Source organism: Streptomyces sp. 1114.5 (assembly GCF_003635085.1).
Taxonomy (GTDB): domain Bacteria; phylum Actinomycetota; class Actinomycetes; order Streptomycetales; family Streptomycetaceae; genus Kitasatospora.
Map to the genome: position 1 here is coordinate 4,443,481 of NZ_RBXE01000001.1, position 15,542 is coordinate 4,459,022.

The window sequence follows — 15,542 nt, forward strand, 5'->3', positions numbered from 1 at the left end:
GGGAGGCCGCCATGACAGCACCGCTCACCTGCCTGGTCACCGGCGCCACCGGCTACATCGGCGGCCGCCTGGTGCCCGAACTGCTCGCCGCCGGCCACCGGGTGCGCTGCCTGGCCCGAGACCCGGGACGGCTGCGCGACCAGCCGTGGCGGGCCCGGGTGGAGGCCGCGCGCGGCGACGTCACCCGGCCCGAGACGCTCGCCGGGGCGCTGGACGGCGTGGACGTCGCCTACTACCTGGTCCACTCGCTGGGCACCGGGCCCGGGTTCGAGGCCACCGACCGGCAGGCCGCCCGGGACTTCGGTGCCGCCGCCCGGGCCGCCGGGGTGCGCCGGATCGTCTATCTGGGCGGGCTCGTCCCGCGCGGCGTCCCGCTGGCCCGGCTCTCGCCGCACCTGCGCTCGCGTGCCGAGGTCGGGCAGCAGCTGCGCGACAGCGGCGTGCCGACCGCCGAACTCCGGGCGGCGGTGATCATCGGCTCCGGATCGGCCTCCTTCGAGATGCTCCGCTACCTCACCGAGCGGCTCCCGGTGATGGTCACCCCGCGCTGGGTGAACACCCGGATCCAGCCGATCGCGGTCCGTGACGTGCTGCGCCACCTGGTGGCGGTCGCCGACCTGCCGCCCGAGGTGAACCGGAGCTTCGACCTCGGCGGCCCCGACATCCTGACCTACCGGCAGATGATGCAGGGCTACGCCCGGGTGGCCGCCCTGCCGCCCCGGCTGATCCTGCCGACGCCGCTGCTCACCCCCTGGCTCTCCAGCCACTGGGTGGGTCTGGTCACCCCCGTGCCGAACTCCATCGCCCGGCCGCTCGTCGAATCGCTGCGCCATGAAGTGGTCTGCTCCGAACGCGACATCGCCCTGTATTCGCCCGACCCGCCCGACGGCCCGGTGGGCTTCGACCGTGCCGTCGAGCTGGCGCTGCGCCGGATCCGCGACGCCGAGGTCTCCACCCACTGGTCCTCGGCCAGCCTGCCCGGTGCCCCCAGCGACCCGCTGCCCACCGACCCCGACTGGGCCGGCGGCAGCCTCTACCAGGACGTGCAGGAACTCCGGGTGCCCGCCCCGCCCGAGACCGTGTGGCGGGTGGTGGAGGGGATCGGCGGCGACAACGGCTGGTACTCCTTCCCGCTCGCCTGGGCGGTGCGCGGCCGGCTCGACCGCCTGGTCGGCGGCATCGGGCTGCGCCGCGGCCGCCGCGACCCGGCCCGGCTGCGGGTCGGCGATCCGCTGGACTTCTGGCGGGTCGAGGAGGTCGACTCCGGGCGGCTGCTGAGGCTGCGCGCCGAGATGCGGCTGCCCGGACTCGCCTGGCTGGAAATCTCGGTGGCCCCGGACGGCAACGGCGGCACCCACTACCGCCAGCGCGCCCTGTTCCACCCGCACGGGCTCGCCGGACACGTCTACTGGTGGTCGGTCGCCCCGTTCCACTCGGTGGTCTTCGGCAACATGGCACGCAACATCACCGGACAGGTCCCCACCGACCGCCGACGGAGGCAGCCGCGATGAACCGCCCCCTGCCCAGGGCCGTGGGCGCTGCGACGGCGGTGTCCGGCGTCGCCGTGGCGGCCCGCCCGGTGCTGCTCGCCGCCCCGTCCGGCCCCGACGGCACGGTGCCCCGGCCGGTGGCGACCTGCCTGCGCCCGCTCGCGCTGCGGGACGCGGCCTGTGGCCTGGCGATGGCCTGCGCGCCGGACGACCGCAGCCTGCGCACCGCCACCCTGCTGCGGATCGCCTCCGACCTCGACACCTGCTGGCGCACCAGCTCGACACTGCGGCAGGCCGAAGCCCGGGTACGGGTGGCGACGGTTGCACGCGGGCGGCGTCAGAAGTGCAGGACGCCGATGTCGCGGACGGTCTGGGCGAGGGCCCGGACGAGTTCGTTCTCTCCGTCCCTGCGCCACACCAGGGCGTAGGGAATCGTCCCCATGTCGGGGACGGGAATGAAGCGGACGTGGGACATGGACCAGTAGCGGGTGACGTGGGAGGGGAAGGGGTGAACGATCTCGCCGGTGCTGACGAGGTGGATCAGTTCGTCGGCGTTGGTGACCTGTTCGACGCGTTCGATCGGCTTCCCCCGGGCCGTGTGGAACGACAGGTAGGCGTCTTCCCAGTAGTCGGGCATGTCGGGTGGCATGGCATGGGCGAAGTCGGCCAGGGCCTCGAACGGGACGGAGTGCCGTTCGGCGAGCTCGTGGTCTGCGGCGACGGCCAGGACGCGGGGGTCGCGGAAGAGGATGGGGCCGACGGTGAGATCGGGCTCGTCGACGGGCAGCCAGGTGAGGAAGACGTCCATGTCGCCCTCGCGCAGCCTGGCGAACGGGTCGAGGTAAGGCGCCCGGCGCAGCTGCAGTTCCCACTGGGGATGACGGGAGCGGAAGGTCTCCCAGTAGGGGTACATGTCGGGCACGTTGAACGGCAGCATGCCGACGCGCAGGCGTGCGGTCTTGCCGCGGCTGGCCATCCGGGCGCGTTCGAGGCTGTCGCGCAGGTTCGCGTAGACCGGCCGCAGGTCGCTGCGGAGCTGCTGGCCGAGCGGGGTCAGGCGGATCTGGCGGCGGTTGGAACGGTCGAACAACAGGCCTCCCAGTCTTCGCTCCTGGCGTCCGATCACCTGGCTGACACGAGCCTGCGTGAGGTGCAACCGGGCGGCCGCCCTGCCGAAGTGCAGTTCCTCGGCCAACGTCAGAAAGATCTCGATGTCGCGTATTTCCACCTGTGCCGCCCCCGTCATAAGTCTCAGTTATCGGATCTTACTGATCTTCGACATTGATGGGCGCGGTGGAGAGTTGGAAGATCGACAGCGGCCGGAACCGCCGCGCGGTGGTCCGCGGGCGGTGCGGCGCCCGTACCGGTGACACCGCACCGCCAGGAGGCCCGCCTGCGGCCGCCGACAGCGTGCCTGACGGGAGACCAGCTGTTGTCCCAGGGCGCCCGGCACACCCGCACCCCCAGGAAGGACACCCTCATGAAGCCCCTCGCCGCCGGCGTCACCGTTTCACAGGAGGAGATGCGCGCCGTCGTCACCCTCGTTGCCCAGGTCGTGCACGCCCGGCGAAACGGCCTGCCGGACGCGTTCACGGAGCTGTCCCGTTAGGACGCGACCCGCTGACCGGCCTGGGAGAGATCTGCGCCTTCGCCCACCGAGCTCTGCCCGGCACGACCCGTCAGCCGCCGACCGTCACCTACGAAGCCGAGTCCATCGTGGTCATCCGGCCCGACCTCGCCGTGATCAAGATCCGTCAGCGGCCGATCAGCCCTACAGACCGGAGTACCACCATGACCATCGTCGATTCCGCGACCGTTTGCACCACCGACGCCGGTGAGCGAACACCCCTCACCAGGTGGCTCGCCGTCGTCGCGATGGCGGTCGGAACGTTCGCGCTGGTGACCGTCGAGTCCCTGCCCGTCGGGCTGCTCCCCTTCATCGGCAGCGCGATGGACGTCTCCGAGGGGACCGCTGGACTGATGGTGACCGTGCCCGGCCTGGTCGCCTCCGTCACGGCACCGCTGCTCCCGGTGGCGATCCGGCACCTCGACCGGCGGGTCGCCCTGATCGGCCTGATCACCCTCATGGTGCTGGCCAACGGCCTGACAGCACTGGCACCCAACTTCGCCGTCCTGCTGGGTTCGCGCTTCCTCGTCGGCATCAGCATCGGCGGCTTCTGGGCACTCGCCGCAGGTCTCGCCGTGCGGTTGGTGCCGGAGCGCTCCATCCCCCGGGCCATTTCGATCGTCTTCGGCGGCGCGACGGCCGCCAACGTCCTGGGCGTACCGGCCGGGACGCTGATCGGCGGGCTCGCGGACTGGCGGGCGGCGTTCGTGGCCGCGGGCGCACTGGGTCTCCTCGTGCTGGTGGCCCTGCTCCTCCTGCTGCCTCCCATGCCCGCCCAGCAGGTCGTTCAGCTGCGTACGCTGCCGCAGCAGTTCCGCCACCCCGTGGTACGAGCCGGCGTCCTCGCCACCTTTCTCCTGGTCGGCGGTCACTTCGCCGCCTTCACCTTCGTCAGCCCGATCCTCCAGGCCACCTCCGGGATCGACGAGGCGATGATCGGCCCGCTGCTGCTCGGCTTCGGCGTCGCTGGCATCCTCGGCAACTTCCTCGCCGGCGCGGCTGCGGAGCGGAACATCAGCGCGACCATCATCACCATCGGCGGCGTGCTGACCGTCGTCCTCGGGCTCTTCCCCCTCGCCGGTCGCACCCCGGTCAGCGGCGCGCTCCTGCTGATGGCATGGGGGCTGGCCTTCGGCGGCGTACCGGTCGCCGTCCAGACCTGGATCCTCAAGGCCGCACCCGAATCGACCGAGGCGGCCACCGCCCTGAACACCTCCGTCTACAACCTCGCCATCGCACTCGGCGCCCTCCTCGGTGGAATCGTCGCCACCCACCTCTTCGTCAACGCCGCCCTGACGACCGGGGCCCTCTTCACCCTCCTCACCTCCCTCGCCGTATGGAGCGCGCGCAGGAGCTGACCGGCGGACCGGACACGCCTGCGCACGCACCGACACACGCACCCGAAACTCCCACACCCGAGACCCCGGCGGACCGAGCCCCGGGCGTCTCGTCCCTCAGACAGGAGTGCCGCACATGCACGTCTCAGCCGACACCACGAGCCGCGTCTGGTTCATCACCGGCGCCAGCCGGGGCCTCGGCCGCGCCTTCGCCGAGGCGGCGCTGACCGCAGGCGACCGCGTCGCGGTCGCCGCCCGCACCACGGCCCCGCTCGACGAACTGGCGGCCGCCCACCCCGGACGGGTGCTGCCCCTCGGGCTGGACGTGACCGACCGCGACGCGGTGTTCGCCGCCGTCGCCGAGGCGATCGCCCACTTCGGTCGGCTCGACATCGTCGTCAATAACGCCGGAATGCTGTCGATGGGCATGGTCGAGGAGTTCACCGAGGCCGAGGCCCGGGCCCAACTGGACACCAACTTCTTCGGCGCCCTCTGGGTCTCCCAGGCCGTCATGCCGGTCCTGCGTGAACAGGGCTCCGGGCACCTCGTGCAGGTCTCCAGCATCGCCGCCCTGGGCGGCTTCCCCAGCACCGGTCTCTACAGCGCCAGCAAGTTCGCCCTGGAGGGGCTCAGCGAAGCCCTGGCCGCGGAAGCCGCCGGCTTCGGAGTCAAGCTGACCATCGTCCAGCCCGGCGGCTACTGGACGGACCTCTACACCGCCATGCGCAACACGAGCCCCCTGGAGGCGTACGCGCCGCTGCGGGAGGAGTTGGCCAAGCAGTTCGCCGAGGGCTCGGTCGACAGCGACCCGAAGCTCGCCGCGGCCGCGCTGCTCAAGCTGGTCGACAGCGACGAGCCACCGCTGCGCCTCCTCCTCGGCAGCATGGTCTACGACCTCGCGTTCGACATCGTCCGCACCCGCATGGCCACCTGGGCGGCGTGGGAGAAGGTCAGCCGGGCCGCGGAACACGCGATCCCCGGCCCTGTCACCGCGGACGCGGCGGCCGAGCCTCGCGAGGAGAACCCGTGACCGACCGTTCGTGGGACTGCTGAGAGGTGCGGCATGTCGTTCCGTACCACGGCCGAGGTCGTCCACCGTTTCAACCGGGTCTTCCTCGACCATGACACCTCGCCACTCGCCGAGCTGATCGCCGACGACTGCGTGATGGAGGCGAGGGGGCCGGCCCCCGACGGAGCCCGCTACGAAGGGCGCGCCGAGTGCCTGGAGTTCTGCCGGGCCCTCGCCGAGGACCGCGCGGGCCGGTTCGAGTCGGAAGCCGTCGTCGTCACCGGTGAACGGGCCACGGTCCGCTGGCGGTACTACTTCGGTGACGAACCCACCGACTCCGTCCGCGGCGTGAACCTCATCCTCGTGCAGGACGGCCGGATCGTCGAGTCCCTCGGCTACGGCAAGAGCGCGGGCGACGCCACGCCGGCCGGGGCCGAAATCCATGGAAAGCAAAGGAAATCCTGAAATGCGTGTGTTGTTGGTGGCGTACGGTTCGCGAGGGGACGTCGAGCCGATGCTCGGGCTCGGGGCGGAACTGCGGGCGCTCGGCGCGGAAGTGCAGGTGTGCGCTCCGCCGGACTTCGCGGAGTTGCTGGACGGTGCCGGCATCCCCCTGGTGCCGCTCGGCCGGTCGCTGCGCGCGATGGCGACCGGGGCCGTGACCGGGACGGGGAAGCCGCTGCCGGCGGAGAGCCTGTCCGAGCGTGCGGCCCGGATGGTCGCCGAGACGTACGAATCCGCCGCCGCGGTGGCCGAGGGATGCGACGTCGTCGTGGCGACCGGCTTGATCCCGGCCGCAGCCGCCGCGCGGTCGGTGGCCGAGAAGCTGGGCGTCCCCTACGTGTTCGTCGCCTACTTCCCGACCTACCTGCCGTCGCCGCACCACCCGCCGCTCGCGTGGCCGGGCCGGCCGCTCCCGCCGGAGGTGACCGACAACCGGGTGCTGTGGGACCTGAACACCGAGCACATGAACGCGCTGTTCGGCGAGGCGATCAACACCCACCGGGCCGCGATCGGCCTGCCCTCGGTGGAGAACGTCCGCGACCACGTCTTCACCGATCGCCCGTGGCTGGCGGCCGACCCGACCCTGAGCCCGTGGCCGCAGCCGGCCGACCTCGACGTGGTGCAGACCGGCGCATGGATCCGGCCGGACGACCGCCCGCTCCCGGCCGACCTGGGGGCGTTCCTGGACGCCGGCGCACCCCCGGTGTACGTGGGCTTCGGCAGCATGCCCGTCCACGACGCGCAGAGCGTCGCCCGGACGGCCGTCGAGGCGGTCCGCGCGCAGGGCCGGCGGGTCCTCCTCTCCCGCGGCTGGGCCGACCTGACCCTGACCGACGACCGGGACGACTGCTTCGCCGTCGGCGAGGTCAACCAGCAGGCACTGTTCACCCGGGTCGCCGCCGTCGTGCACCACGGTGGCGCGGGCACCACGACGACGGCCGCCCGGGCCGGCGCGCCGCAGGTGGTGGTACCGCAGATGGCGGACCAGCCGTACTGGGCGGGCCGGGTGGCCGAGCTGGGCATCGGCGTGGCACACGACGGTCCGACCCTGACCTACGAGTCCCTGTCGGCCGCACTCAAGACGGCCCTGAACCCCGGGACCCGCGTACGAGCGGCTGCCGTGGCCGACACCGTCCGCACCGGCGGGGCGACGGCGGCCGCGGAGCTGCTGCGCGACAGGGTCGGCCGGGGAAGGCAGCACGTGTCCGCCCCGCACCCTGCAGTCGGGGAGAGGGTATGAAGACGAAGGACCACCGGGTGCCCGGCGAGCGGAACCTGATCGCCGGGATGCTGGTGGACGCAGTGGGCACCGGCATGTACGTGCCGTTCAGCCTGGTCTTCTTCCAGCGGATCACCGGACTGCCACTGCCGACGATCGGCACCGTCCTGACCGTCGCCGGACTGCTGGCGATGGGCGCCATGCCGGTCGGCGGCTGGGCCGTCGACCGGTTCGGTGCCCGGCGGGTGCGGCTGGCGCTCTACCTGGTCCGCGGCCTCGGCTTCCTGGCCTTCCCACTCGGCACCACCCTGCCGGTCTTCGCCCTGGTCGCCACCCTCACCGCGGCCGGCGCCCAGGCGTTCCCCGCGACCCAGCAGGCCCTGATCGGCGAGCTCGCCCAGGGGGAGCACCGGGACCGGCTGATGGCACTCGCCCGGAGCGTGAACAACGCCGGCCTCGGCGCCGGCGGTCTACTCGCGGCCGGACTGGTCCAACTCGGCGGGGACCACGGCTTCCTGGCGGTCGCCTGGCTGAACGCGGCCACCTTCTTCGTCGCGGCACTGTTCGCGCTGCGGATCAGGACCCCCCACTCGCTCCGCCCCGCAACCGCCCGACAACCGGCCGGCTACCGCACCGTCCTGCGCGATCGCCCGTACGCAGGGCTCACCCTGGCCAACTTCCTGATCGCCCTGGGTTATTCGGCGCTCAGCGTGCTGCTGCCGGTGTACGCCGTGAGCCAGTTCGACCTGCCCGCCTCGGTGGCCGGTCCGCTGTTCGCGGTCAACACCGCGCTCTGCGCGTTCGCCGGCGTGCCGGTTGGCAGGCTCGGCCGGCGCTTCGCCCGGCGTACGCGGGTGGCCGCGGTCGGCGCCCTGGTCTTCGCCACCGCGTTCCTCGGCTACGCCCTGTTGGGCGGCATGCCCCGCCAGGGCGTGATGGCCGGCCTGGTCGGGCTGCTGGTCCTGTACACGATCGGTGAACTGGTGCACAGCCCGAGCGCGGGCGCGCTCTCGGTGAGCGCCGCTCCCGCCGAGGCGCGCGGCCGCTACCTGGCCACCTACCAGCTGTCCTGGGCGCTGTCCCAGACCCTGGCGCCGTCACTGTTCACCGGCCTGCTGGCCGTCGACGGCCGGCTGCCCTGGCTGGTGCTGACGGCGAGCTCGACCGCGGGGGCCGTCATGCTGCTCGCCCTGGAGCAGCGGCTACCGGCCGAGGCGGTGTACACCACGACGGCCGAAGCCGTGCCGCCCGCACGCTGCGAGACCGCCGAGCCGAGGAGGCTCAGCCGGGGCCGCGCCGGCTAGCCGGCCAGTACTCGGCAGCGTTCTGCCGTCCGGCCCGGTCGGACTCGGGTCAGCCGGATGATCGGAAAGCAGGAACGGCGCATCGGCGATCATCGGCGCCCACCTGATCGGGCCCGACGCGACCGCGCTGACGCTCGCTGAGTGGTGAGAGCTCACCGCCCACGAGGCGGCCCGCAGCGTGCACGCCCATCCGCCCCTGGGCGAGGCGGTCGAGGAAGCCGCGCACGGCCCGGCCGGACACATGACCAATCCCTGAGGCGAAACCCTGCGCACACCGCGCAGCTTCGAAGCACATCACCATCCCATCGAGCGAGACCTGACGTCTCGCTCTCAAGAAAGGAACGTCATGAAGGTTCTGCTCACCGGTGCCACCGGGTACATCGGCTCCGCCGTCACCGAGCACCTCACCGCCGCCGGCCACCAGGTCGTCGCGCTCACCCGTGACGCCGAGCCGCAGGCCGGCCGGGCCTGGCACGCCCAGCTGGTCGGCGACACCGCCGACGCGGCCTCGCTGGCCGGTGCGGTGACCTCCGAGATCGAAGCCGTGATCCACCTGGCTCCCCCGAGCGGCGACGCCGACGTCGACACCGCCGTCATCGAGGCGCTCGCCGCCCCGCTGCGCGGCACCGGCCGCCCCTTCGTCTACACCAGCGGCGTCTGGGTGCTCGGCGCCACCGGCGACGCGCCCCTCGACGAGGACGCGCCCACCAACGCCATCGCCATCGTCGGCTACCGCCCGCGGATCGAGCAGCGGGTGCTGGCCGAGGTCGCCGAGGACGTGCGCGCGGTCGTCGTGCGGCCCGGCATCGTGTACGGCCGCGGTGGCGGCATACCCGGCCTGATGACCGACTGGGCACGCGAGCACGGCACCGGCCGGTACGTCGGCTCGGCCGCGAGCCGCTGGCCGATGGTGCACGTGGACGACCTCGCCGAACTCTTCGTACTGGCGGCGACAAAGGCCGACGCGGGCAGCGTGCTGCACGGCGTGGCGCACGAAGCGGTGCCGGTCGCGGCACTCGCCGCAGCCGCCGACATCGCCGCGGGTGGCACCGGCCGGGCCGAGCCCTGGCCGATGGAGCAGGCCGCCGAGGCCGTGGGCGGCCCGTTCGCCGAGGCCCTGGGCCTGAACCAGGTGGTCTCCGGCCGACGCGCCCTCGCCGAACTCGGCTGGCGGCCCAGCCGCCCGTACGTCCTGACCGAGCTGACCGGAGGCGACCGTGGCTGACCTCACCGGCACCACGCTGCCCGTCTGCCGCACCTGCGGCACCCAGTTCGCCGCCCCGCGCCCCGACTGCCCGGTCTGCCTGGACGAGCGCCAGTACGTCGGACGCGACGGCCAGCAGTGGACCAGCCTGGCCGAGCTGCGAGCCGACGGCCACCGGGGCCGCTTCGAGGAACAGGGCCCGGACATCCTCGGCATCGGCAGCACCCCCGATTTCGCCATTGGCCAGCGCGCCCTGCTGCTGCGCACCGCCGCCGGCAACGTGCTCTGGGACTGCGTGCCCTACCTCGACGACGCGGTCGTCACCGAAGTGCGGGAACTCGGCGGCATCACCGCGATCGCCATCAGCCACCCGCATTTCTACTCCGCCATGGTCGACTGGGCGCACGCTTTCGACGCCCCCGTGTACCTGCACGAGGCCGACCGGCAGTGGGTGGGCCGCCCCGACCCCGCCCTGCGCTTCTGGAGCGGGCGGACCCACCGGCTGACCGACGAGCTGACGCTGATCAACCCGGGCGTCCACTTCCCGGGCAGCACGGTCATGCACTGGAGCGCCGGCCAGGGCGCGCTCTTCACCGGCGACATCGTCAACGTCGGCCCGGACCCCCGGTGGGTCAGCATCATGTACAGCTACGCCAACCACGTCCCCGAGCGCCCCGACGCCGTGCGCGCCGCCGGCGAACTACTCGGTGGCTACCGCTTCGACCGGATCTACGGTGCCTGGTGGGACCGCGTGGTCACCGCCGGCGGCAACGAGGTGCTGGCCCGGTCGGTCGAACGGTACCTGCGCTTCGAGCAGGCCCGGCCGATGAGGAGCGGCTCCTGACCGGGTGGTGCCGGACGGGAGAGTGAACCGGCGCCAGCGATACGGAGCCGGCGCCGGACCGTGCGCGCGCCGCGCACTCCGAGCCCCCGCTGCGCCCGGGGCAGAGTCCCGGGCGCGGCGGGGGCGGTCGTCTGCGGTGACGACCAGGCAGGTCCGGTCCGGGGCGGCGGCCAGGGTTGCGGTGTCTTTCGTCCTGGCGATGTGCCTGTTCAGTGGGTATGGCAGCTCGTGCCCGTCGGGATATCGCTCGGTCATGGGCAGCCTCCTGACAGGTCTGCACCGCCCGTGCCGCCGCAATGGATACACCCCTCCGACCGGTTCCGCACTGACCCAGGCCCGCCAGAGGCTCGGCGTTGATCCGCTCAAGGCGCTGCTCGACCGAGGACCTAGAGCTCCAGCCGTTCGAGGCCCCCGATGGCACGGCGGCGGCAGCGGAATCCCGCCCGGCGTCCTCGCCGACGTGCAGGTCTACACGACGAACGCCAATCCCCGGGTCCAAGGCGAGAGACGCTCCCCGTTCTGCCTGAACTCCCGGGAACGCGGCGTCGTCGCCAGCGACGCCCTGCTGACGGTCGCCGACCTGCTCGACGACGACGGCTACGACTGGTGCAGCAAGTGCCAGGGCTACGCAGTCCGCCCGACCGATCCCAGCTGTCCTGCTATCGCGCCGCCCCCGGATCCACGACATCGCGCAGGAACTCGACCTCAGTCGAGGCAGCCATGACCGGCCAGGGGAGACCGGCACGGGGTACTTGATTCGGAGCACCGACTGGACGGACGGGGCCGAGTTACGTCCACGGCCCGTGACCCGCCTCCTCCACCTATCGCACACACCACGGACCCAACTGCTTCCCGTGCCCGTCCGTACAACCGCACCCCCGGTAGACCAGGCCCCGCCGCGCACGCTGTCCCATGAGCTTCCCCTTCTCCCAATCGGGTGATCCTGGGACCAAGAGTCGCTGCCTGGTCGGGCGTGGCGGCAGAGCGTGAGGGACGGTGCGCGAGGCACGTCAGAACCACATGGCGACGACATGCTCAAGACGACACACCGTCCGGAAGATCACTATCCGCACCTGGTGGAAGCGGACCGCTTCGTCGGGGGTCCAGGTTCGGCGTTCGGGCGTGGGTGGTCGGGGGATGACGGATCCTCTCGGTGTCCGCCCAGGGCGTGGTGCGCGGCATCCACTTCGCGGATGTGCCGCCCGGGCAGGCGAAGTACGTGACCTGCGTGGGCGGTGCGGTGCTGGACGTGGTGGTCGACCTGCGGGTCAGTCCGCCCAACTTCGGTCAATGGGAAGGAATCCGGCTGGACGCGGTCGAGCGGCGCGCGGTCTATCTGTCGGAGGGAGTGGGACACGGCTTGATGACGTCCCGCCGAGCGGTGTAGCAGGGATCTTGACGTAACCCCTGGTCGGAAAGGAGCCATCGCGCAACTCTCCGAGTAGGCATGCTCGTTGAGTGAGAGGTGCGCTATGGCCTTGTCCCAGTCTGACCTACTCCGCCTCATGGAGTCACTGCGTACGGCGGACGGAATCGAGTTGATCAGGAGCCTCGCCCAGCGGCTCCTGCAGGAGCTGATCGAGGCCGAAGCCACCGCCCGGATCGGCGCCGAGCCCGGCGAGCACACGGAGACTCGCACCACCTGGCGCAACGGCCATCGCGACAAGACCCTGACCACGCAGGCCGGCGACCTGGAGCTGACCGTTCCCAAAGTCCGCTCGGGAAGCTTCTTCCTCAGCCTGCCGGAACGCCGGCGCCGCATCGACCAGGCCCTCTACGCGGTCATCATGGAGGCCTACGTGCTGGGCGTGTTCACCCGCTCGGTCGACGACCTGGTCAAAGCCCTCGGCGCGGACACCGGCATCTCCAAGAGCGAGGTCTCGCGCATCTGCGCCGATCTGGATGACCAGCTGACCGCCTTCCGGACCCGGCCGCTCGACCACACCCGCTTCCCCTACGTCTACCTGGACGCGACCTACTGCAAGGCCCGCGTGAACCACCAGATCGTCTCCCGGGCCGTGGTCGTGGCCACCGGCATCACCGAGGACGGCGGCCGGGAAGTCCTGGGTCTGATGGTCGGCGACAGCGAGACCGAGGTGTTCTGGGCCGAGTTCCTGCGCTCCCTGCGCGAACGCGGCCTGACCGGAGTGCGAAGCCGCGGTCCGTGCCCAGCTGGACACCGTCGCCGAGATGCTCGGCAAGCAGTTCCCCAAGGTCAGCCAGATGCTCCTGGAGGCCAAGGACGACCTGACCGCTTTCGCGGCCTTCCCCGAGCGCCATTGGAAGAAGATCCAGTCCACCAACCCGCTGGAGCGGATCAACCGCGAGATCAAGCGCCGCACCGACGTCGTCCAGGTCTTCCCCAACGACGACGCGCTCCTACGGCTGGTCACCGCGGTGCTCTTCGAGATGCACGACGAATGGATCGCCTTCCCCCGCCGCTACCTACCCGAGGCCAGCATGGAGAAGATCTACCCCAACGAGCCCAACCGGAGCGAACTCCCGCCTACTTCATGACCGTTTGCCTACGACCACTACACCACTTCATGGGACACGACCCACGGCTTCTGTGCACTCGCCTCTGACGCCACGATCAGTCATCTGTGCTCGACGGCGTACCGGCCGGCCGGCGAGCACGCGGTGCACCCGGTGGACCCGGAGTTGGGCATTGCGTGGCCGGTCGGGGAGCCGCTGCTCTCAGCCAGGGATGCGATGGCACCGTCGCTGGCCGAGGCACTGGAAAGGGGGCTGCTGCCTTCGTACGCCACCTGCCTGGGGTACGGCGCGCTCCCGGGTGGTAGTGATTCCACTCATCGTTTCATCGTCGAACTTGTTTCCGACGCCTCCAGGCGGGTGAATGGCAATCAGTTCCGCCAGCGTCTGTGAGCGTCGCGGGATTGATGTCGTTCGTGTGCGACCGTGATCGGCGAAAGGATCCCCGCTGATGTAGGTCTGCACGAAAGGAAGCCCATGACGACACGAGGCATCACAGGCGCCGTCCGCAGGATCGCTGGTCGATCCAGGCCGGCGGCGTTGGTTCTCACGTGCGTGACCAGCGTCCTGATCGGTGTGGTCGGACCCCTGAGCACGAACGCGAACGCGGGCGCGAGGGTGGTCACGCCGCCCGTCTCACTGGGTACCGCCGCCGGCTTTGCGGTTCTCGCCGCGTCGACCGTCACCAATACCGGCGCCACCGTGATCAACGGCGACCTCGGACTGAGCCCGGGCACTTCGGTGACCGGGTTTCCTCCCGGGCGGGTGAACGGCACCCAACACGTCGCCGATGCTGCCGCGGTGCAGGCTCAGAACGATCTGACGGCCGCCTACAACGACGCCGCGGCGCGCCCGGCCACCGCCACCGTTCCCACGGAACTCGGCGGCACCACCAAGACCCCCGGCGTGTACGACTCCGCGGCGGGCACGTTCGGGATCACCGGAACGCTGACGCTGGACGCCCAGGGCGACCCGAACGCCGTGTTCATCTTCAAGGCCGCGTCCACGCTGACCACGGCATCGGCGAGCAGTGTCGACCTCGTCAACGGCGCGCAGGCATGCAACGTCTTCTGGCAGGTCGGCAGCTCCGCGACACTTGGAACCAGTTCCACGCTGCGGGGAAGCGTTCTGGCGCAGGCGTCGATCACCGTCACGACGGGCGTGACAGTGGACGGTCGGACGCTGGCCCGCACCGCCGCGGTCTCACTGGACACTGACACGATCACCCGCCCGGCCTGTGCCGCATCGCCGCACCATGCCTACGTCACCAACCTCTTCGACGGCACGGTGTCGGTGATCGACACGGCCACCGACGCGGTCACCGCCACCGTCGCCGTCGGCGACGGTCCGCAAGGAGTCGCCGTCACCCCGGACGGGACGCACGCCTACGTCACCGACGAATGGGACGGCACGGTGTCGGTGATCGACACGGCCGCCAATGCCGTCACCGCCACCGTCGCCGTCGGCAGCGGCCCGTTCGGAGTCGCTGTCACCCCGGACGGGACGCACGCCTACGTCACCGACGAATGGGACGGCACGGTGTCGGTGATCGACACGGCCGCCAATGCCGTCACCGCCACCGTCACCGTCGGCAACAGCCCGCATGGAGTCGCTGTCACCCCGGACGGGACGCACGCCTACGTCACCGACGAATGGGACGGCACGGTGTCGGTGATCGACACGGCCGCCAATGCCGTCACCGCCACCGTCACCGTCGGCAACAGCCCGCATGGAGTCGCTGTCACCCCGGACGGGACGCACGCCTACGTGTCCAACAGCGGGGATGGCACGGTGTCGGTGATCGACACGGCCACCAACGCCGTCACCGCCACCGTCACCGTCGGCAACGGTCCGCAAGGAGTCGCCGTCACCCCGGACGGGACGCACGCCTACGTCACCAACCTCTTCGACGGCACGGTGTCGGTGATCGGCACCGCCGCCAACGCGGTCACCGCCACCGTCGCCGTCGGCAACGGTCCGTTCGGAGTCGCCGTCACCCCGGACGGGACGCACGCCTACGTCACCGACGAATGGGACGGCACGGTGTCGGTGATCGACACGGCTACCAACGCCGTCACCGCCACCGTCACCGTCGGCTTCTTCCCGGTCGGAGTCGCCTCCTCGTAGGGCAGGTCGCTGCCCCGGTGGCGCACTGCCACAGGCGCGGTCAGCGGACCCATGTCGGGAGCTGTACGCGCGGGAGTGCCTTCTGCGCTGGGGCAGTGAGGCTTGCTTCAAGTGTCGCGTTGGTCCGGCAAGAGGCACGTTGCCGGACCGATCGCGCGCCGATCGCAGCCGCGGAGCCGGGTGCGATCCCGCTTGGTCGGTGCCTGAGGAGGCGCCCGTGGGCAGCGGCGAGGCGATCGGGGGCGTTGCCTGTGCGGCGGGGAGCGTCGGCGCCCGTGAGGTGGCCTGGCGCAGGTGGCCACCACGACCACCTGCGACCTGTGAGGTGGTTCTGACTCCGCGGCCGGTGGCGAACTGGAGTCTCGAAGTCACACGCCGGCTTCC

General features: G+C 71.4%; 13 protein-coding genes and 4 pseudogenes. 16 read left to right on the forward strand and 1 reads right to left on the reverse strand.

The window, feature by feature from the left end; all coding sequences use genetic code 11:
* The first annotated feature begins 11 nt into the window (after window positions 1–11).
* Entirely contained in the window at window positions 12–1,511 is a 1,500-nt protein-coding gene (locus BX285_RS19735) for an SDR family oxidoreductase (protein ID WP_121176041.1), read from the forward strand.
* On the forward strand, window positions 1,508–1,918 hold the full coding sequence (locus BX285_RS19740; protein ID WP_121176043.1) for a hypothetical protein: 411 nt from the start codon (window positions 1,508–1,510) through the stop codon (window positions 1,916–1,918). Before BX285_RS19735 ends, BX285_RS19740 begins: the two co-directional genes overlap by 4 nt.
* On the opposite strand, the gene BX285_RS19745 is transcribed toward BX285_RS19740, so the two are convergent.
* Window positions 1,828–2,718, reverse strand: a complete 891-nt coding sequence (locus BX285_RS19745; RefSeq protein WP_097239189.1) for a LysR family transcriptional regulator — start codon at window positions 2,716–2,718, stop codon at window positions 1,828–1,830. The two genes, BX285_RS19740 and BX285_RS19745, sit on opposite strands and share 91 nt — an antisense overlap.
* Window positions 2,719–2,970: 252 nt before the next feature.
* On the opposite strand from BX285_RS19745, the gene BX285_RS38490 reads away from it, so the two are divergent.
* The 14 genes and pseudogenes from BX285_RS38490 (at window position 2,971) to BX285_RS19815 (ending at window position 15,158) form a co-directional block, all read left to right on the forward strand.
* Window positions 2,971–3,099 (forward strand): hypothetical protein, encoded by a 129-nt coding sequence (locus BX285_RS38490; protein WP_259470591.1) that lies wholly within the window; start codon window positions 2,971–2,973, stop codon window positions 3,097–3,099.
* Window positions 3,100–3,281: 182 nt separating this feature from the next.
* On the forward strand, window positions 3,282–4,475 hold the full coding sequence (locus BX285_RS19755; RefSeq protein ID WP_121176050.1) for an MFS transporter: 1,194 nt from the start codon (window positions 3,282–3,284) through the stop codon (window positions 4,473–4,475).
* Window positions 4,476–4,590: 115 nt separating this feature from the next.
* The gene (locus BX285_RS19760) at window positions 4,591–5,484 is read left to right on the forward strand and encodes an SDR family NAD(P)-dependent oxidoreductase (protein ID WP_121176052.1); all 894 of its coding nucleotides are present in this window, start codon (window positions 4,591–4,593) and stop codon (window positions 5,482–5,484) included.
* A 33-nt stretch (window positions 5,485–5,517) separates the two neighbouring features.
* Window positions 5,518–5,928 carry a nuclear transport factor 2 family protein gene (locus BX285_RS19765; RefSeq protein WP_097239192.1) on the forward strand — a complete coding sequence of 137 codons (411 nt, stop codon included), beginning with the start codon at window positions 5,518–5,520 and terminating at the stop codon, window positions 5,926–5,928.
* Between the two features lies 1 nt (window position 5,929).
* A complete protein-coding gene (locus BX285_RS19770) occupies window positions 5,930–7,207 on the forward strand; it encodes a glycosyltransferase (RefSeq protein WP_097239193.1) in 1,278 nt (425 codons plus the stop codon).
* Window positions 7,204–8,490 carry an MFS transporter gene (locus BX285_RS19775; protein ID WP_121176056.1) on the forward strand — a complete coding sequence of 429 codons (1,287 nt, stop codon included), beginning with the start codon at window positions 7,204–7,206 and terminating at the stop codon, window positions 8,488–8,490. Before BX285_RS19770 ends, BX285_RS19775 begins: the two co-directional genes overlap by 4 nt.
* Before the next feature lie 88 nt (window positions 8,491–8,578).
* Window positions 8,579–8,746: pseudogene (locus tag BX285_RS38495) on the forward strand (dihydrolipoyl dehydrogenase); the annotation flags it as partial.
* A gap of 90 nt (window positions 8,747–8,836) precedes the next feature.
* A complete protein-coding gene (locus BX285_RS19785) occupies window positions 8,837–9,715 on the forward strand; it encodes an NAD-dependent epimerase/dehydratase family protein (protein ID WP_097239195.1) in 879 nt (292 codons plus the stop codon).
* Window positions 9,708–10,538 carry an MBL fold metallo-hydrolase gene (locus BX285_RS19790; RefSeq protein WP_097239196.1) on the forward strand — a complete coding sequence of 277 codons (831 nt, stop codon included), beginning with the start codon at window positions 9,708–9,710 and terminating at the stop codon, window positions 10,536–10,538. Before BX285_RS19785 ends, BX285_RS19790 begins: the two co-directional genes overlap by 8 nt.
* A gap of 136 nt (window positions 10,539–10,674) precedes the next feature.
* A complete protein-coding gene (locus BX285_RS39505; protein ID WP_373560534.1) occupies window positions 10,675–11,262 on the forward strand; it encodes a transposase domain-containing protein in 588 nt (195 codons plus the stop codon).
* A 423-nt stretch (window positions 11,263–11,685) separates the two neighbouring features.
* Window positions 11,686–11,904, forward strand: a pseudogene (locus tag BX285_RS19800) (dTDP-4-dehydrorhamnose 3,5-epimerase family protein); the annotation flags it as partial.
* A gap of 106 nt (window positions 11,905–12,010) precedes the next feature.
* Window positions 12,011–13,055: pseudogene (locus BX285_RS19805) on the forward strand (IS256 family transposase).
* Between the two features lie 48 nt (window positions 13,056–13,103).
* A pseudogene (locus BX285_RS19810) lies at window positions 13,104–13,424 on the forward strand (dTDP-4-dehydrorhamnose 3,5-epimerase family protein); the annotation flags it as partial.
* A 225-nt stretch (window positions 13,425–13,649) separates the two neighbouring features.
* Window positions 13,650–15,158, forward strand: coding sequence for an ice-binding family protein (locus BX285_RS19815; RefSeq protein ID WP_259470734.1), 1,509 nt, complete (start codon window positions 13,650–13,652; stop codon window positions 15,156–15,158).
* The last annotated feature ends 384 nt before the right edge of the window (window positions 15,159–15,542 follow it).